At 62.0% G+C, this 17,791-nt stretch carries 13 protein-coding genes; 6 read left to right on the forward strand and 7 right to left on the reverse strand.

Annotation, left to right across the window (positions count from 1 at the left end; translation table 11 throughout):
• Window positions 1-289: 289 nt before the first annotated feature.
• Window positions 290-1,324 (reverse strand): IS110 family RNA-guided transposase, encoded by a 1,035-nt coding sequence (locus tag ACZ415_RS04515; protein WP_344702365.1) that lies wholly within the window; start codon window positions 1,322-1,324, stop codon window positions 290-292.
• 1,145 nt (window positions 1,325-2,469) lie between these two features.
• Between ACZ415_RS04515 and ACZ415_RS04520 the strand changes: the two genes are divergently transcribed.
• Both ACZ415_RS04520 and ACZ415_RS04525 read left to right on the forward strand, forming a co-directional pair.
• Window positions 2,470-2,904 carry a hypothetical protein gene (locus tag ACZ415_RS04520; protein ID WP_344703222.1) on the forward strand — a complete coding sequence of 145 codons (435 nt, stop codon included), beginning with the start codon at window positions 2,470-2,472 and terminating at the stop codon, window positions 2,902-2,904.
• A 476-nt stretch (window positions 2,905-3,380) separates the two neighbouring features.
• Entirely contained in the window at window positions 3,381-4,148 is a 768-nt protein-coding gene (locus tag ACZ415_RS04525; RefSeq protein ID WP_344703220.1) for a hypothetical protein, read from the forward strand.
• 123 nt (window positions 4,149-4,271) lie between these two features.
• Here ACZ415_RS04525 and cysN read toward each other — a convergent pair whose 3' ends face one another.
• The 3 genes from cysN to ACZ415_RS04540 all read right to left on the reverse strand — a co-directional run bounded on the left by cysN (window position 4,272) and on the right by ACZ415_RS04540 (window position 8,307).
• On the reverse strand, window positions 4,272-6,176 hold the full coding sequence (cysN, locus tag ACZ415_RS04530; RefSeq protein WP_344703218.1) for a sulfate adenylyltransferase subunit CysN: 1,905 nt from the start codon (window positions 6,174-6,176) through the stop codon (window positions 4,272-4,274).
• Window positions 6,176-7,078, reverse strand: a complete 903-nt coding sequence (cysD, locus tag ACZ415_RS04535) for a sulfate adenylyltransferase subunit CysD (RefSeq protein WP_464387765.1) — start codon at window positions 7,076-7,078, stop codon at window positions 6,176-6,178. The genes cysN and cysD overlap by 1 nt, the downstream gene beginning before the upstream one ends.
• Before the next feature lie 515 nt (window positions 7,079-7,593).
• A complete protein-coding gene (locus ACZ415_RS04540; protein ID WP_344703216.1) occupies window positions 7,594-8,307 on the reverse strand; it encodes a hypothetical protein in 714 nt (237 codons plus the stop codon).
• A gap of 176 nt (window positions 8,308-8,483) precedes the next feature.
• Here ACZ415_RS04540 and ACZ415_RS04545 point away from each other — a divergent pair, with 176 nt between their 5' ends.
• The 3 genes from ACZ415_RS04545 to ACZ415_RS04555 all read left to right on the forward strand — a co-directional run bounded on the left by ACZ415_RS04545 (window position 8,484) and on the right by ACZ415_RS04555 (window position 13,269).
• A complete protein-coding gene (locus ACZ415_RS04545) occupies window positions 8,484-10,211 on the forward strand; it encodes an SLC13 family permease (RefSeq protein ID WP_344703214.1) in 1,728 nt (575 codons plus the stop codon).
• 65 nt (window positions 10,212-10,276) lie between these two features.
• Window positions 10,277-11,695, forward strand: coding sequence for an IS1380 family transposase (locus ACZ415_RS04550; RefSeq protein ID WP_464387719.1), 1,419 nt, complete (start codon window positions 10,277-10,279; stop codon window positions 11,693-11,695).
• A 407-nt stretch (window positions 11,696-12,102) separates the two neighbouring features.
• The gene (locus ACZ415_RS04555; protein WP_344701760.1) at window positions 12,103-13,269 is read left to right on the forward strand and encodes a nucleotide sugar dehydrogenase; all 1,167 of its coding nucleotides are present in this window, start codon (window positions 12,103-12,105) and stop codon (window positions 13,267-13,269) included.
• A gap of 275 nt (window positions 13,270-13,544) precedes the next feature.
• Here the strand turns inward: ACZ415_RS04555 and ACZ415_RS04560 are convergent, their stop codons facing one another.
• Entirely contained in the window at window positions 13,545-13,766 is a 222-nt protein-coding gene (locus ACZ415_RS04560) for a hypothetical protein (protein ID WP_464387766.1), read from the reverse strand.
• A gap of 377 nt (window positions 13,767-14,143) precedes the next feature.
• On the opposite strand from ACZ415_RS04560, the gene ACZ415_RS04565 reads away from it, so the two are divergent.
• Window positions 14,144-15,727, forward strand: a complete 1,584-nt coding sequence (locus ACZ415_RS04565; RefSeq protein WP_344701764.1) for a sulfatase-like hydrolase/transferase — start codon at window positions 14,144-14,146, stop codon at window positions 15,725-15,727.
• Window positions 15,728-15,732: 5 nt separating this feature from the next.
• Here ACZ415_RS04565 and waaF read toward each other — a convergent pair whose 3' ends face one another.
• Window positions 15,733-16,761, reverse strand: coding sequence for a lipopolysaccharide heptosyltransferase II (gene waaF / locus ACZ415_RS04570; protein ID WP_344701766.1), 1,029 nt, complete (start codon window positions 16,759-16,761; stop codon window positions 15,733-15,735).
• A complete protein-coding gene (rfaD, locus tag ACZ415_RS04575; protein WP_344701768.1) occupies window positions 16,754-17,710 on the reverse strand; it encodes an ADP-glyceromanno-heptose 6-epimerase in 957 nt (318 codons plus the stop codon). Before rfaD ends, waaF begins: the two co-directional genes overlap by 8 nt.
• Window positions 17,711-17,791 lie beyond the last annotated feature (81 nt).

Below are 17,791 nucleotides of genomic sequence, written 5' to 3' on the forward strand. Positions count from 1 at the left end.
TCCGCTTATATGGACCCGTCCTGTTGTGCAAGCTAGAAGCAACCACGCATAAAGGTGAGGACTGCACGCTTATATCCGGCCTGTTGGTGGCACCTGCGGTGCCTGGCCCTGATGGAATACGCGCTCTCTGCTCTGATCTCCCACTCGGCCTCGCCATGGGCCTGCGCACTTCACAGAGTGACAGAGAGTCGGTCTGACCCGTTATGCCATCGAAGCATCTCGCCTGCGCAACCTCGGGGTTGGGTAACTTATCGTATGCTGAACGAACTCGCCTGTTTATTCGGTATCATTAAGCGGCCTCCTGCGGCTGGTAGCGGCGTTCATGGGCCAATAGCGACCAGCAAATCCGCGCCATCTTGTTTGCCAGGGCCACAATGGCCTTGCGTTGTCCAAGACGCGCCGCTAATGAGCAGGCCCAGCGGGACAGCCGGTCGGGCTGTTCCTGGCGCTGAAACTGGCGTAATGCCGCGCGGGCACCGTGCACCAGCTGCCGTCGAACCTCGCCATTGCCGCGTTTGGTGATACCCATTAACTGATGGCGGCCACCACTGGAATGCTGGCGTGGCACTAGCCCTAACGAGGCGCTGAACTGACGCCCGTTGGGAAACCGTGCCGGATCGCCCAGGTGGCTGAACAACAGCGTGGCGTTGATCGGGCCGATGCCGGGCAGACTCATCAGCCGCTGCATGTCGGCTGACGCTTTGGCCTGTCGCTGCAGCCGCTTGTCATAGCGCGCGATCCGCGCATCGTTCTCGAGCCACTGGTCGAGCAGGTCGTTCAGCAGGGTGTGGAGTTCTTCACCCAGCCGCGCCCGTTGCTCGTCCAGGCGTTCACGGATCACACCCTGGCGTATTACCGCATGCCCTTGCGACACGATCAGGCCAAACTCTCCCAGTAGGCCGCGCAGCTCATTGCCGATGGCGGTGCGCTCGCGCACTAACCGACTGCGCACCCGGTGCACCGCTTGCAGGGATTGTTGCGCTTCTGTCTTGATCGTCACCCGAGGCGTCGCCGGGCGTGCTGCGGCCTCGGCGATAGCCGCGGCATCGCGTGCATCATTCTTGTGGCCCAGCACGAAGGGCTTGACCGCCTGCGGCGGCAGTAGTTCTGCCTCATGGCCCAGGGCGCGAATTTCGCGTGCCCAATAATGGGCCGAGCCGCACGCCTCCATGGCGATGCGGCAAGGCGGCAGCTGGGCCAGCGTGAGCCGCAGCTGATCACGCTTAACCTGCTTGTTAAAGACGTTATGGCCGCGCGCATCGGCGGCGTGCAACTGAAAAACGTGTTTGGCCAGGTCAATGCCAACAATGCTAATCTGTTTCATGGATGGGCCCTCCTTTCAGATGCCGTCAGTGTTCTGTGCACTGCTAGCTAGATGTCATATCCAGCTTGGCACAGAAGGACGGGTCCATCCCATTTCCCACCAAAGATTCAGCTCCCACCACGTAGCGGGCCCATAGCCAGCCGCGGCTCGTGACTCGATCCCGGGGTAGGAGCCGCACTTTAGTGCGCGATAGCAGGCCGTAGGCCTGTCAGGGTTCGGTGGCACCGCCATCGCTGACTGAAGTCAGCTCCCACCAGAAATCCAGCTTCTGCCGGGCTCCAACTACCCGGTAGGAGCCGCACTTTAGTGCGCGATAACAGGCCGCAGGCCTGTCAGGGTTCGGTGGCACCGCCATCGCTGACTGAAGTCAGCTCCCACCAGAAATCCAGCTTCTGCCGGGCTCCAACTACCCGGTAGGAGCCGCACTTTAGTGCGCGATAGCAGGCCGTAGGCCTGTCAGGGTTCGGTGGCACCGCCATCGCTGACTGAAGTCAGCTCCCACCAGAAATCCAGCTTCTGCCGGGCTCCAACTACCCGGTAGGAGCCGCACTTTAGTGCGCGATAACAGGCCGTAGGCCTGTCAGGGTTCGGTGGCACCGCTATCGCTGACTGAAGTCAGCTCCCACCAGAAATCCAGCTTCTGCCGGGCTCCAACTACCTGGTAGGATCCGCACTTTAGTGCGCGATAACAGGCCGCAGGCCTGTCAGGGTTCGGTGGCACCGCTATCGCTGACTGAAGTCAGCTCCCACCAGAAATCCAGCTTCTGCCGGGCTCCAACTACCCGGTAGGAGCCGCACTTTAGTGCGCGATAACAGGCCGCAGGCCTGTCAGGGTTCGGTGGCACCGCCATCGCTGACTGAAGTCAGCTCCCACCAGAAATCCAGCTTCTGCCGGGCTCCAACTACCCGGTAGGAGCCGCACTTTAGTGCGCGATAACAGGCCGCAGGCCTGTCAGGGTTCGGTGGCACCGCCATCGCTGACTGAAGTCAGCTCCCACCAGAAATCCAGCTTCTGCCGGGCTCCAACTACCCGGTAGGAGCCGCACTTCAGTGCGCGATCAGGCCGTAGGCCAGTCAGAGGTTGGTGGCACCGCCATCGCGAGGTTTGCAAGCGATGTGGCGGCCTTCGTCCGAGGATGTTAAGTATGCCGCAATTTCCTGTTGTTGACATTGAGCCAGAATGGGTAATCGACGATGAACCCATGGGGACCAAAGAAAAAGCCTGGATCGAACGGCCCGGTGATATCCATCCCTGGCTGTTCAAGTTCTCCCGTGTCAATGACGGGGTGGCAACTGGCGAGCACTGGGCCGAAAAAGTAGCAGCAGAGGTGGCTGAACTGTTGAGAATACCCCACGCCACGGTGGAGCTTGCTCGTTTTCAGCAGCGTTGGGGGAGCCTGACTCGCAGTTTTGAAGCACTGCATCAGGAGGATGTAGAGCTGGTACATGGAAATGAGCTGCTCGATGGCGTCATCGAGGGGTATGATCGTCATAAGCTTCGCGGCCAGCACGATCACACGTTACAGAATATCCTGAAGGTGGTGGACCGGATTACACAAGACGACCCTGAGCAACGATAAAATACCTTCCGTCATGTTGGTGGATTCATCGTTTTGGATGCATTGATACTCAACACCGATCGCCATCACGAGAACTGGGCCATGCTGCGTAAGACAGTTCCGAGAGGGCAAGTCCAGCACTGGCTTGCGCCCTCGTTCGATCACGCCTCATCATTGGGGCGGGAACTCACCGAGTTTCGACTGGCCAAGTGGCAGCATGAGCCATGGCGTGTCGAATGGTATGCCAAGCGCCCCCATGGAGGTATCTTTTTGAAATCCGAAGGGCGGCGGGGCGAAAACCCTCTCCACTTGGCAGAAGTCTCATATCGACGCTGGCCGCTATATCTGGCTCCCTGGATCACAAGGCTACAGCGGCTGGGCTGCACGCCTCTGCTGGACATAGTTGAACGGGTGCCCGAAAGCTGTATCAGCGAGCTTTCCCGAAGCTTTTCCAAGGAGCTGCTAACCTATAACTGTAACCGGCTACGGAGATTGCAGTGAACTCTACCCTTTATCTGGCATGGCAGGATCGGCGCCAGCGTGCCTCGGGTAAGCCAGCAACGCGCCGCTGGTATGTTATCGGTCGGCTGGATGCCGAAGGCAAGGATTATGTATTTCGCTATACGGAGGGGGCGAAACATGCGCGGCAGGAAGCCGGCTTTCAGCCTCTCGACGCCTTTCCTGACTTGCAGCGCTGCTACCGCTCCGAGGAGTTATTCTCGGTATTCCGTAACCGGATTCCCAACGCTCGGCGTAAGGACTATCCGGCGCTGATGGCCCGCCTGGGGCTATCTGAGCAGGTGGTCGACCCTTTCGAAATCCTGGCCGTGACCGGTGGCACACGCCAGACCGATAATCTGGAAGTCTTTCCGCGTATCGCCACGCAACCGGATGGCAGTTTCCGCTGCCGGTTTTTCCTGCATGGTTGGCGCTATGTCAGCGAAGCCGCACAGCAGCGGCTGCAGCAACTGCGTGAAGGCGACACACTTCGAGTGGCTCTAGAACTCAACAATCCAGCCTCCGGCCTGGCTATTCAGCTTCAGGCGCCTGATAGTTACTTGATGCTGGGCTGGGCTCCTCGTTATCTGAATCAGGACCTGGCAGACGCGATGCTGACCGCGCCGGCGATGCTGGAAGCCCGGGTGGCCAAAATCAACCTGCCGCCGTCACCCCACAACCAGCGAGTCTTGATCGAATTTCGTGGATCGTTATCCGATAGCGGGGAGCCGATGATGGGGTCTGAGTACCAGCCGCTGGTAGCCTGAATCAAGTCACCAGCCGCAGCTGGCTATGGGCCAACTACCCGGTGGGAGCTGACTTCAGTCAGCGATGATGTAGCCATCGAACAATGCTGGGCCGACCCGTCGTCGGCCCCTGCCAGCGGCGGCCTAGCCGATCAGCCCGCGCTCGCGCAGCGCGTTAATCACGGCGTCGGCGGCTTCGTCCTCGCTCATCTGCGCCGTTGGCAGATGAATTTCCGCCCCCTCGGGTGTTTCATAGTCGGAGTCGATGCCGGTGAAGTTTTTCAATTCGCCGCGGCGCGCCTTGCGGTAAAGCCCCTTGGGGTCGCGGGCTTCGACAACGTCCAGCGGCGCGTCGACGTGAATCTCGATGAACTCGCCGTCTGCCAGCAGGTCGCGCGCCAGCTGGCGCTCGTCGCGGAACGGCGAGATAAACGCCGAGAGTACGATCAGCCCGCTATCCACCATGAGTTTGGCCACTTCCGCCACCCGGCGAATGTTCTCCACGCGGTCGGCGTCGGTGAAACCCAGGTCGCGGTTGAGGCCGTGGCGCACGTTGTCGCCGTCCAGCAGGTAGGTGTGCTGCCCTTGGGCGTACAGGCGCTTTTCCACCCGGTTGGCGATGCTCGACTTGCCCGCGCCGGAAAGCCCGGTAAACCACAGCACCGCCGGCTTTTGGTGCTTGGCGCTCGCTCGGGCCTGCTTGTTGATGTCCACGTGCTGCATGTGGATGTTGTCGCTGCGCCGCAGGGCAAAGTGCAGCATACCCGCGCCCACGGTGTTGTTGGTCATCCGGTCGATGAGGATAAAGCCGCCGGTGTCCTGGCTGTCGCGGAAGGCATCAAACGCCACCGGCCGATTGACGCTCAGGGTACAGACGCCGATGTCGTTAAGCGCCAGCTGCTTGCTCGCGGTGTGCTCCAGGGTGTTGACGTTGATCCGGTATTTGATGTCGGTCACGGTGGCGGAGACTAACTGCGTGCCCAGCTTCATCAGATACGGCCGCCCGGGCAGCAGCGGTTCGTCGTGCATCCACACCAGCGAGGTTTCAAACTGGTCGGCAGTGCGGGCCGGTTGCTCAACGCCCGAGATCACGTCCCCACGGGAAATATCGATCTCGTCTTCCAGCAGCAGGGTGACCGACTGCCCCGCGACCGCTTCGTCCAGATCACCGTCGAAGGTATAAATCCGCGCTACGCGGCTGCCGTTGCCCGAGGGCTGCACGCGAATGGCGTCGCCGGGCTTGACCACCCCGCTGGTAATCATGCCGCTAAAGCCGCGGAAATCCAGATCAGGGCGGTTGACCCATTGCACCGGCAGGCGCAGCGGCGCCTGCTGCAGCGCTTCGTCCTCGATCTCGACGGTTTCCAGGTAGCCCATCAGCGTGGTGCCGTGGTACCAGGGCATGTTGGCGCTGTGCCGGGTGATGTTGTCGCCCTTGAGCGCCGAGAGCGGAATAAACGTCACGCTCTCGAGCCCCAGCTCGGCGGCAAACTCACGGTATTCGTCCACAATGGCGTTAAACCGCGCCTCGGCGTAGCCCACCAGGTCCATTTTGTTGATCGCCACCGCCACGTGGCGCATGCCCATCAGTGCCATGAGAAAGCTGTGGCGCCGGGTCTGGGTCTGAATGCCGTGGCGGGCGTCGACCATAAGGATCGCGGCGTCGGCGGTGGACGCGCCGGTCACCATGTTGCGGGTGTACTGCTCGTGCCCGGGGGTATCGGCAACGATGAACTTGCGCTTGTCGGTGGAGAAAAAGCGGTAGGCCACGTCGATGGTGATGCCCTGTTCGCGCTCGGCGGCCAGGCCGTCGACCAGCAGCGCCAGGTCCAGCTCATCGCCCTGGGTGCCGAACTTGCGGGAATCGGCCTCGATGGAGGCCAGTTGGTCTTCAAACAGCAGCTTGGACTCAAACAACAGACGGCCGATCAGCGTGCTCTTGCCGTCGTCGACGCTGCCGCAGGTAATAAATCGCAGCAGCCCCTTGTGCTCGTGGGCCTGCAGATACTGCTCGATATCGTCGGCGATCAAATCGGATGTATGCGCCATTAAAAGTACCCCTCTTGCTTTTTCTTCTCCATCGATGCGGCGCTGTCGTTGTCGATCACGCGGCCCTGGCGTTCTGACGTGTGGGTCAGCAGCATTTCCTGAATGATCGCCGGCAGCGTGTCGGCCTCGGACTCGATCGCCCCGGTCAGCGGGTAGCAGCCCAGGGTGCGAAAGCGCACCTTGCGCATCATCGGTACTTCGCCGGGTTCCAGCGGCAGGCGTTCGTCGTCGACCATGATCAGCGTGCCGTCGCGCTCCACCACCGGGCGCTCGGCGGAATAGTACAGCGGCACGATGGGAATGCCCTGCAGGTGGATGTACTGCCAGATATCCAGCTCCGTCCAGTTGGACAGCGGGAACACGCGGATCGACTCGCCCTGGTGGCGGCGCGTGTTGAACAATTTCCACAGCTCGGGGCGCTGGTTTTTGGGGTCCCAGCGGTGCTGCGCGGTGCGGAACGAGAATATCCGCTCCTTGGCGCGGGATTTTTCCTCGTCGCGCCGGGCACCGCCAAACGCCGCATCAAACCCGTACTTGTCCAGCGCCTGCTTGAGGCCTTCGGTCTTCATCACGTCGGTATGAATCGCCGAGCCGTGGGTAAAGGGGTTGATATCCTTTTCGACCCCTTCGGGATTGACGTGCACCAGCAGCTCCATGCCGCTTTCCTTCGCCATCCGGTCGCGGAATTCGTACATGGCGCGGAACTTGTAGCGGGTATCCACGTGCAGCAGCGGAAACGGCGGCGGCCCGGGGGCAAAGGCCTTGCGCGCCAGGTGCAGCATGACCGCACTGTCCTTGCCCACGGAATAGAGCATCACCGGGTTTTCCGTCTCGGCGACCACCTCCCGCATGATTTGGATGCTTTCGGCCTCGAGCCGTTGTAAGTGCGTAAGCGATGTCATGTCATGGTTGTCCTTGGTTGATAAAGCGTTCTTCGCCGTTGGTTGCCACAGGCCTGACAACAGGGTGGGAGCACCCACAAACCGGGTGTAAACGCACTTCAGTGCGCGAAAGCAGGCCGCACAGGCCTGCCGTGTTCGATGGCTAAACCATCGCTGACTAAAGTCAGCTCCCACCAAACCCTGCTTCCACCGGGCCTGCTGCCATAATTCATCGCTGACTAAAGTCAGCTCCCACCAGGTAGTGGGCCCATAGCCAGCGGCGGCCAGTTACCTGATTCAAGGTGGGAGCGCACTTCAGTGCGCGAAAGCAGGCCGCCAGGCCTGCCGTGTTCGATGGCTAAACCATCGCTGACTAAAGTCAGCTCCCACCAAACATTCAGATCCCACCGAACCCTGCTTCCACCAGGCCTGCTGCCATAATTCATCGCTGACTGAAGTCAGCTCCCACCAAACATTCAGCTCCCACAAAATATTCAGCTCCTACCCGGTAGAGGGCTGCCGGCCATAACACGAACTCAGCCACGTCTCCCCATCTTGACGACATAGAATTCCGGCTGCTCGTCCAGCCAGGCCTGTATCTCGGGGCTGGCCGCCAAGTCCGCGCCGTGGAAAATCAGCCCTGCGGGGGCGTTTTGCGCCAGCGCAGCAAAGGCCAGCAGGTAGTCCTCGGCACGCGGCGGGTGGGGAAAACAGCGCATCCACAGCCGTCCGCGGGGGCCGTGAAAGTACAGCTGATACACCGCACGCTGCGGATGCCGAACGCGGCGCGCGCCGCCTTGCCAGCGCTGGGTAGCACGCGGCAGGCGCTGCCACACCGGCGCTACCGTCTGGCGAAACCAGCGACCGCGCGCCGAGCGCTCGGCGCCCCACTGCTCGAGCGGCCAGGGGGAGGGTTTCAACCCTTCGTCTGCCCACCAGTGCTCCACGCTGCGCCGGGTGAGCGTAGCGCCCTGCTCGGCGCCCACGTCTGCCGCCAGCGCGGCGCTGGACCAGCCCGGCTCACCCGCTGGCGGCGGCGTATACACCCGGTGCCACAGCGCCTGCTGCACGTGTGAGGTCAGCCGCGACGCCTGGCCCTGACGGCGGCCGCGCTCGCGCACCGGTACGGCCGCCCAGCCGCCCTGGCAGAACGCTTTCCACGCCGCTGATACCGTCGGCGCAGAGAGGCCGGTTTGGCGCGCCGTTTCGGCCACTGTCACACCGTCCAGCCGCCGCCTGACGGCGTCCAAACGGCGCTCGTTAATTATTTCAGGCGAAAAATGTTTTATACTCAAAAAACTTTTAACTTATTGTTTATAAAAGATTATTGTTAAAACAACATAGCAATTATACCGGCTCGATAGACGTTATCATAAAAGCCCGCGTAACATACGGCAAGCCAGTTTACCGTTGTTAAGGATGTCGTATGCTCGCCTGGGCCGTTGTTGTTTCTCTGTGCCTTTTTCTCGCGGTGCTCGTCAGTGGGCGCGTCAAGCCCGCTACCGCCTTCACTGGCCTTGCCACGCTTTACCTGCTCACCGGCCAGGTGGATACCGCGACGCTTCTGCAGCAATACACCAACCCGGCGCTGGCCACCCTTCTTTTGCTGATGCTGGTGTCGTTGGCGCTGGAACGTTCGCCGCTGCTTGACTGGCTCTCCGACCGCCTGCTGAGCGGCAGGCCGCGCTTGGCGACGGCAAAACTCATGGGGGCCAGTGCGATACTTTCGGCCTTTCTCAACAACACCGCGGTGGTGGCGGCGTTTCTCGGGGCTATCTCGCGTCAGAGCCGGCTGGCCCCGTCGCGGCTGCTTATTCCGCTGTCCTACGCCTCCCTCATGGGCGGGATTACGACGCTGGTGGGCACCTCGACCAACCTGGTGGTCAATTCGTTTTATTTGAACGCCGCCGGCCGGGAGCTGAGCATGTTTCAGTTTGCTCTGGTGGGCCTGCCGGTGGCGCTGATTTCGCTGGGCGTCCTGCTCTGGCGGGCGAGCGGCCTACCGCGCCATCCGGCAGAGAACACCCGAGACCGGCTGGCCTACTTTCTCGCCGCCGAGCTGACTGACGATTCGCCGCTGGCCGGCAAAAGCATCGAAGCCAACGGCCTGCGCAGCCTGGACGGCCTCTACCTGCTGGAAATCGAGCGCGACGGCCGGCTGCTGAGCCCGGTTGCGCCGGAAGAGCGGCTGCAGCCCGGCGACACGCTGGTTTTTACCGGCGAGGTGAACAAGGTTCAGGCACTGCAGCGCTTTCCCGGCCTCCGGCTATTTGGCCACCAGGCAAGCGACCTGCTGGCGACGAACCTGGTCGAAGTCGTGGTATCGCACCAGTCGGAGCTGCCGGGCAAGACGCTGCAGGAGGTGGATTTTCGCAGCATGTTCAGCGCCGGGGTGGTGGGTATCCGGCGGGGCGAGAAACGCCTGGAAGGTCAGCTGGGGCAAATACCGCTGCGCGTGGGCGACTGCCTGCTGCTGGCCGTCAGCGCCGATTTCCGCCAGCACCGCAACCTCGACCGCAATTTCCATCTGCTCAGCGGCAGCTTTACCCGCCCGCAGCTCAGTCGCCGGCAAAGTGCTTATACCCTGGGCGGCTTTGCCGGCGTGATCGGCGGCGCCAGCTTGGGGCTGGTGCCGCTGTTTCACGGTCTGCTTTTGCTGATGGCAGGGCTTTTGGCCTCTCGGCTTCTCAGCGTCGACGAGCTACGCCGGCGCTTTCCGTTCTCGCTGTGGTTGATCATCGGCTCGGCGCTGGCCATGGCTCAGGCGCTGGAAAACTCCGGCGCCGCCGCCCTGCTGGCTCAGGGCATGCAGGCGCTGTTCAGCGGCTACGGCGTGTATGCCGCCTTCGCCGGCTGCTATGTGTTCACCCTGCTGCTGACGGAAACCGTCACCAACAACGCCGCCGCCGCGCTTGCCTTTCCTGTCGCCTGGAGCACCGCGCAGGCTTTCGGCGCCGACCCGCTGCCGTTTGTCATGGCCGTGGCCTACGGCGCCAGCGCCTGCTTTTTAATTCCCTTCGGCTACCAGACGCATCTGATGGTCTACTCACCGGGACGTTATCGGATCAGCGACTTTCTCAAAACAGGTCTGCCCGTGAGCCTTGCCTATTCCGCCGGTGTCCTCGTGCTGACACCGCTCATCTTTCCCTTTTAACCCGGCTTATTCATGAGGCTGGCTTGAAAATAAAGATGGCGAGGGGTTTCTCTTGTAGAATCAGGATGTTCCAGCCAGAACTTGATTCAAGAGGACCTCTCGCCATGGGTGAAAGATTATCGTCGTGGACGCCTTCCTGCAATGGTTCTGTTCGGGCCGAGCTAAGCGGCCACCGCACCACCAGCGACAGCGGCGCCTTGCTGCTGCGTGAAGCCCTCGACAACAGCGGTGTTATCCAGGCGCTGGAAGAAAGCCTGGTCGACCGGCGTGATCCACTGCGTATTCGTCATTCCCTGGCCAGCCAGCTGCGAACCGTCGTGTTGCAGCGCGCCATGGGGTGGATCGACCTGGACGATACCGACACGCTGCGTCACGATCCGCTCTGGCAGCTGGCGTGCAGCGATGCACGCGGAATGACGCCTCTGGCACAGGACCGTCCGTCGCAGGCGACGCTGTCGCGGCTGCTGGCGTGCCTTGGGAGTCATGACAACATCGATACCGTGCATGAAGGCCTGTTGCGCCTGGCGATCTGGCGCCTGGCATCGCTGAACCACGGCGAGCAGCCCGATAACCTGACGCTGGACATCGACGGCCTGCCGATCGAGGTCCATGGTCGTCAGGGCGGGTCGGCCTTTCACGGGCTGTACGGCACACGCATTTATTCGCCGCTGGTGGCCTCGCTGGCCGAAACCGGTGACATGGTCGGCGGCCTGCTGCGCGAGGGTAACGCGGGCCCTGCCGAGAACGCCGATACCTGGATCCCTCACCTGGTACGGCGCCTCAATGAAGGCACCGGTGCGACAGTGACAGTGCGTATCGATGCCGGGTTTACCGGCAACGATACGCTGCTGGCCATGGAAGAGCGTGATATCGCGTACCTGGGCCGGCTGCGCAGCAACAACACCCTTCAGACGCTGGCGGCGCCGTATCTCAAGCGGCCGCCCGGCCGACCCCCGGACCAGCCCCGGGAATGGTGCCATGACCTTGAATACCGGGCCGACAGCTGGCCCGCGCCACGGCGCGTCGTGCTGGTGGTTCAGGAACGCCCCGATGACCTGTTGCTCCACGCTTTTTTCCTGGTGACCAACCTGAGTCGGTACCACTGGCCGCCGGAAAAGGTGTTATCGCTGTACCGCAAGCGCGGCAGCGCCGAGGCGCACATGGGCGAGGTCAAGTCGGCGCTGGATGTCCACCTCTCGTCGACGGATCGCGGCGCCTCTACCGAGCAGAACGTGATGGATCGCAACGAGGCGAGTCTTCTGCTGAGCCTTTACGCCTATCAGGTGCTGCATGGTCTGCGTTGCGTGCTGGAACGGCAAACCCGACAGGGCTGGAGCCTGATCCGGATGCGAGAGCAGGTCCTCAAGGTGGCCGCCACCCTGATCCTCCACGCCCGACGTATCACGGTCCACCTCGGCGCCGCAGCCGATAAATGGTGGCCGACTCTGCTGAAAGGGCTACCAAAACTGACGGCGTTGCGCTGACGCCTCAGCGGTCGCATAAGCAAGAGAGTGAGACGCCGGTCCTGTCGATGACCGGCGGTTCCGGCTGGCCGGATGACCGACGACAAGGCAGGGAAGGGGCTGAATAACGGCGATAACAGCCGGACAGAGCGTCACCGGAAGACGATGCCGTCTCGAAATCGGCGTTCGGCGACGAGCTACCGGCTCCCCGGGGCTTCAGGATGCCCAATCAGCGTTCCGGTGAATAAGCCGGGTTTAAGCCAATGCTCGCTTGCCCCGGGCGCGCCGCTGGCACGCACTACGGCGCGGTCGGTATCATGCGCGTCGTTATCGCGCGACGCTCAGCGTGACGATCACGGGTGCGCTGGCATGGGTGGCATGAAACGGCCGCGCTGCTCTTTTACAGAAAACGGACGAAAAGGAACACTATGAACATCGCTGTTGCCGGTACCGGCTACGTCGGCCTTTCCAACGCTATGCTGCTGGCCCAGCATAACGACGTGGTCGCCGTGGATATCGTGGCGGAAAAGGTCAGCCTGCTGAATGACGGCGTCTCGCCCATCGAGGACGCCGAGATCAGCGACTTTCTCGCCAACCGCTCGCTAAACTTTCGCGCCACGCTGGACGGCGAGGCGGCCTACCGCGAAGCCGATATCGTGTTGATCGCCACGCCCACCGACTACGATCCGGACACCAACACCTTTGATACCTCCAGCGTGGAGGCGGTGATTCGCGCCGTCATGGCGGTCAATCCCGAGGCGCTGATGGTGATCAAATCCACTGTGCCGGTGGGCTACACCCGGGAAGCCAGCGAACGCTTTGCTACGCAAAACCTGCTGTTTTCACCGGAGTTTTTGCGCGAGGGCCGGGCGCTGTACGACAACCTGCACCCTTCGCGGATTATTGTCGGCGAACGCTCCGAACGCGCCGAGCAGTTTGCCGGCCTGTTGAAACAGGGGGCAGAAAAACGGGACATCGCCCGGCTGTTGACCCACAGCACCGAGGCCGAGGCCATCAAGCTGTTTGCCAATACCTACCTGGCCATGCGCGTGGCCTACTTCAACGAGCTGGACAGCTACGCCGAGTCCCACGGCCTGGACAGCCGCCAGATCATCGAAGGCGTGGGGCTCGACCCACGTATCGGCGATCATTACAACAACCCCAGCTTTGGCTACGGCGGCTACTGCCTGCCCAAGGATACCAAGCAGCTGCTCGCCAACTATCAGGACGTGCCCAGCAACATCATCCAGGCCATTGTCGATGCCAACCGTACCCGCAAGGACTTTGTCGCCGAGCAGATCATCAACCGCCGGCCGCAGGTGGTGGGGGTGTATCGCCTGATCATGAAGGCCGGCTCGGATAACTTCCGCGCCAGCGCCATGCAGGGGGTGATGAAGCGCATCAAGGCCAAGGGGATTGCGGTGATCGTGTACGAGCCGGTGCTGGAAGAAGCCACCTTTTATGGCTCACGAGTCGTGCGTGACATTGATGAGTTCAAGGGCGCCGCCGATGTAATACTCAGCAACCGTATGGTCAGTGAGCTCGCGGACGTCAGGGATAAAGTCTATACTCGCGACCTTTTCGGTAACGACTGACCGGGGCCGCTTGCCACTTCTAAACGCGGCTGGTCACGCTGGTCGCTGGGCAAATAATTAACTTTCGCTAATTAAAGTGACACGACTTTTCTTTCCCCTCTCGCCTTATGGCTTCGGTCGCATGGCATCAAAAGTCAGGTAACAAAACAGCAATTTTTGATGCCATCACTTCCTTCCTCTCGCCAATAATTTGACTTTTCTTCCCGCCTTTTCTTCGATTATTCTATTTAGCGATTGCTAAATTTATGGCAAATCCTGCAATTTTGCGGGAAATCTCATTCCGCAGTTTCCTCTGCAAAATTGCAGACCGCCACTGTAAAAATGCAGAATCGGTTGATGCCAAACCGGTGCGATTTTTCGGCTAATCCTGCAAAATTGCAGAAAATCGCATTCCGCCAAACGCCCTGCATTTTTGCAGAGCCACCGTGCAAAACAGCAACAGTCGGCAGCGTTTGAAATGAGCCGATTCTGCAAAATTGCAGAAAATACGATTCCATGGAAAGCCCTGCAAAATTGCAGAACGGCCTGCAAAATTGCATATCGGTGTCTCGTAAGCTATTGATTTTATTATACGGTGGCGATAAGTCGGGAATTATCGCCAACTATAACACCCCCGCGCTGTTCCACCTTTAGATCTACGCCAGCAAAGACGCTCTGGCCGAGGCACAAGGACCACCAATGAGCACTACAAGGAAATGCCGGTGCGCGCGGTGGTCAACGAGCTGATCGCCGATTTGCGCTTCGCCAGCGCTATTTGCCGGCAGCGGCACGGCCTTCGGGTCGTGCCGTTTTCATCTCCGTGATACGCTTTCGCCGTGATGCACTCGGGCTTATTTTTCATGAAAGATCACTACCTAAACCTTCGCGTTTCAGCATGCTTTCGCGCTTAGCGCCCGCTGCGTGGCTGCCCGCCACGGCGCTGGGCCTGGGGCTTGGCTATACGCTGATTACCCTGACGCGCCTGCCGTGGTGGACGCTGCCCGGCATTGCCGCGCTGGCCGGCGCGCTTGGCCTGCGGGTGCGGGCGGGCATGGCAGCCGGCGGCTATCGCCGGGCGCGGCCGTGGTCGCTGGTGCCGCTGTGCCTGTGGGGGCTTTACGTCTACCTGGCGGACAGCTTCGGCAACGTGGATCTCAGCGCGGTATTTTTCCATCTGCAGGCAGGCATTGCCGACCACGGCGGTAGCGAGCGCCTTATCGCCGCCGGGCTTTACACGCTTTCCATGCTGGGGCTGCTCTACGCGTTTACCTGGCTGGTGCGCCGGGATACGCGGCTGCGCCGCATCGAGCCGCTGATTGCGCTGGCGCTGCTGGTGAGCAATCCGCTGCTGGTCGGCGTCGGGCAGCGCAGCGCGGCGGTGGTTACCGAGGGCGGCAACTGGCTGGACCGCCACTATCGCCCGCCCGTTATCGAGCCGCAGCCGGCCCCGCCTAACCTGCTGGTTCTGTATCTGGAAAGTTTGGAGCGCACCTACGCCGCCCCGGCGTTTGGCGATGCCTACGATGACCTGCGTGCGCTGGGCAAAAACGGCGTGGTGTTTGACGGCGTCGAGCAGATCAGCAACACCGGCTGGACCATGGCCGGGATGATCGGCAGCCAGTGCGGCACGCCCTTGATGCCTGCCGGGCTGGTGCACGACCGCCAGTTTGCGCCGCTGGCCGAGGTGGTGCCGGGGGTGGACTGCCTGGGCGATGTGCTCAGCGAACAGGGCTACCGGCTGAGCTTTCTCGGCGGGGCAAGCAAGGCGTTCGCCGGCAAGGGCACGTTCTATCAGGGCCACGGCTTTGACCGCGTGCTGGGCCTGGACGAGCTTCGCCCGCGCCTGAATGATGCAGACTACGTCAACGACTGGGGGCTTTACGACGACACCCTCTACGACCTTACCGTTGAAGAAATCAAGCGCCTGGACGCCGAAGGCGACGGCCCCTGGGGCATGGTCAACATCAGCCTTGCCGCCCATGCGCCGGTGGGCTTTCCTGCCCGGCGCTGCCGCCGGCGCCAGGGCCAGTGGGACGGCGACGATATTCTCTACTCGGTGAGGTGTTCGGCCTGGCTGGCGCGCCGGCTGGTTGAACGGCTGGACGACCAAGGGCTTTTGGACAACACCCTGGTGGTGGTGGCAAGCGATCATTTGTCCATGCGCGTCTCGGCGTGGGACAAGCTTGTCGGCCTGCCCCGGGAAAACACCTTCATGCTGCTGGGCAACGGCCTTGAGCCGCGGCGTATTTCCCGGCGCGCCTCGATTGTCGATGTGTTCCCCACCGTTCTTGATGCTCTGGGCTACCCGCCGCAAGAGAACCGCGCCGGGCTTGGCGTTTCGCTTTTACAGCCGGAGACCCGCACGCTGCTGGAGCGCTACGGCAAAGACAAACTCAACGCCCGGCTGCTGGAAGAAAGCGCTCTGCAGCGCAGACTGTGGGAGGGGCTTGCGCCCAACCCCGGCCGCGCCGGCCGCTGACCGGGCTAGCCGTCGGTGGCGATGCGCCGGGTAACGGCGTGATACAGCGGCTCGGGGTAGAGATGGTTCAGGCAGTTAGTGTGGCCCAGCGGGCACACCCGCTTGAAGCACGGCGAGCAGTCAAGTGCCAGATAGTGAATCTGGGCGTTGGCCGTAAGCGGCGGCGTATACGCAGGCGAAGACGAGCCGTAAATCGCCTGCACCCGGGTGCCCACGGCGGCGGCCACGTGCATCAGCCCGGAATCGTTGGTCACCGCCTGCTCGCTGCCCGCCAGCAAGTCCACCGCGTCTGCAAGGGAGGTCTCGCCGCACAGGTTGCGGGCGTGCGCAAGCCCTTCAACGATGGCCTCACCGGCCGGATGATCCTTCGGCCCGCCGATCACGCGTACGGCATAGCCGTCTTCGCTCAGCCGTGCAGCCAGAGCGTGGAAGTAGCGCAGCGGCCACTGCTTGGCCGGGCCGTATTCGGCGCCGGGCATCATGGCAATGGCCGGGCGCTTGCCCAGCCCGTGCTGCTCGCCCAGCCGCGTCTGGCTTGCACGGTCGACTTCAAGGCGCGGTTCCGGCAGCGCAAACGCGCCGCTTGCGGTCTCGGCCTCGGGCAGCCCCAGCGCCACAAAGCGCTTGACGGTCTGGTCGAGCACGGTCTTGTCCAGCGCGCGGCGCTCGGTTAAAAGTCCGTAGCGCTGCTCGCCTAAAAACCCTACCCGCTCAGGGATGCGCGCCAAAAACGGCACCAGCGCAGCCTTCCACGAGCGCGGCAAAACAATGGCCCGATCGTAGCGGCCGCGAAGCTGTCGGGCCAGCGCCCGGCGGGCCTTCCAGCCGAACTCGCCGTGGCCCACCGCCAGCGGGTGCACGGCGTCCACCTCGGCCATGCGCTCAAGAATCGGCTCGGACCAGGGCGGCGCTACCACGCCGACGGTGGCCCCCGGGTAGCGACGTTTGAGCATGATGAACAGGCTCTGGGCCATGACCATATCGCCCACCCAGGACGGGCCCACCACCAGCAGGCGCGGGGCTTGTTCAGCCATTCAGCCACTCCAGATAGGCCGTCACGCCCTGGGCGACGGTCTTGAATGCCACGTCGCAGCCGGCCGCGCGCAGGCGGCTGATGTCCGCCCGTGTATAGCTCTGATAGCGGCCCTTGAGCGCTTCGGGGAAATCGACGTAGTCGATACGGCCCTTGCCGTAAAAGTCGATCACCGCCTCGCCGATGGCCTTGAACGGCTCGGCCCGGCCGGTGCCCAGGTTGAAAATGCCCGAACGCTCGGGGTTGTCCAGAAACCACAAATTGACGTCCACCACGTCACCCACGTAGACGAAATCCCGGCTCTGCATGCCCGCTTCGTAGCCGTCCCAGGCACCGAACAGCTTGAGATTTTCGCCGTTGCTGATCTGGGTGTGGTGGTGAAACGCCACGCTTGCCATCTTGCCCTTGTGCTGCTCGCGCGGGCCGTAAACGTTGAAGTAGCGAAAGCCCACCACCTGGCAGGAAAGCGTGTCCCAGCGCTCGCGAACGTGCTGGTCAAACAATAGCTTGGAATAGCCGTAGACGTTGAGCGGACGCTCGTATTCGGGGGCTTCCTTGAACACGCTGCTGCCGCCGTAGGTCGCCGCCGATGAGGCGTAGAGAAAGGCAACGCCGTAGCGGTCGCAGTAGTCCAGCAGCGTGCGCGAGTAGGCGTAGTTGTTCTCCAGCATGAACTTGCCGTCCCACTCGGTGGTGTCCGAGCAGGCGCCTTCGTGGAAGATCGCCTCGATCTGCGGAAGGTCGGTGGGCTCGCCGGCAAGGGCCGCGCGCACGTCGGCCAAAAAAGCGTTCTTGTCGCGGTAGTCGGCAAGCGTCAGGTCCGCCAGGTTGGCGAACTGGGTGCCGTCGGTTAAATCGTCCACCACCATGATGTCGGTGCGCCCGCGCGCGTTGAGCGCCTTGACGATGTTGGCGCCGATAAACCCGGCGCCGCCTGTGACTACGATCATGCTGGCTCCTTTTGTGAAATCGCTGGCGCCGCGCCGGTCTCAACGCGACGGGCGCCTATAACCTGTCTGCCATGAATTGTA

The organism is Halomonas cibimaris, assembly GCF_055379665.1.

Excerpts from the sequence above, each read along its gene's own strand:
- ACZ415_RS04515 (WP_344702365.1), bottom strand. The coding sequence starts at position 1,324 with ATGAAACAGATTAGCATTGTTGGCATTGACCTGGCCAAACACGTTTTT.
- ACZ415_RS04520 (WP_344703222.1), top strand. The coding sequence starts at position 2,470 with ATGCCGCAATTTCCTGTTGTTGACATTGAGCCAGAATGGGTAATCGAC.
- cysN (WP_344703218.1), bottom strand. The coding sequence starts at position 6,176 with ATGGCGCATACATCCGATTTGATCGCCGACGATATCGAGCAGTATCTG.
- cysD (WP_464387765.1), bottom strand. The coding sequence starts at position 7,078 with ATGACATCGCTTACGCACTTACAACGGCTCGAGGCCGAAAGCATCCAA.
- ACZ415_RS04545 (WP_344703214.1), top strand. The coding sequence starts at position 8,484 with ATGCTCGCCTGGGCCGTTGTTGTTTCTCTGTGCCTTTTTCTCGCGGTG.
- ACZ415_RS04550 (WP_464387719.1), top strand. The coding sequence starts at position 10,277 with ATGTTCCAGCCAGAACTTGATTCAAGAGGACCTCTCGCCATGGGTGAA.
- ACZ415_RS04555 (WP_344701760.1), top strand. The coding sequence starts at position 12,103 with ATGAACATCGCTGTTGCCGGTACCGGCTACGTCGGCCTTTCCAACGCT.
- ACZ415_RS04560 (WP_464387766.1), bottom strand. The coding sequence starts at position 13,766 with ATGGAATCGTATTTTCTGCAATTTTGCAGAATCGGCTCATTTCAAACG.
- ACZ415_RS04565 (WP_344701764.1), top strand. The coding sequence starts at position 14,144 with ATGCTTTCGCGCTTAGCGCCCGCTGCGTGGCTGCCCGCCACGGCGCTG.
- waaF (WP_344701766.1), bottom strand. The coding sequence starts at position 16,761 with ATGGCTGAACAAGCCCCGCGCCTGCTGGTGGTGGGCCCGTCCTGGGTG.
- rfaD (WP_344701768.1), bottom strand. The coding sequence starts at position 17,710 with ATGATCGTAGTCACAGGCGGCGCCGGGTTTATCGGCGCCAACATCGTC.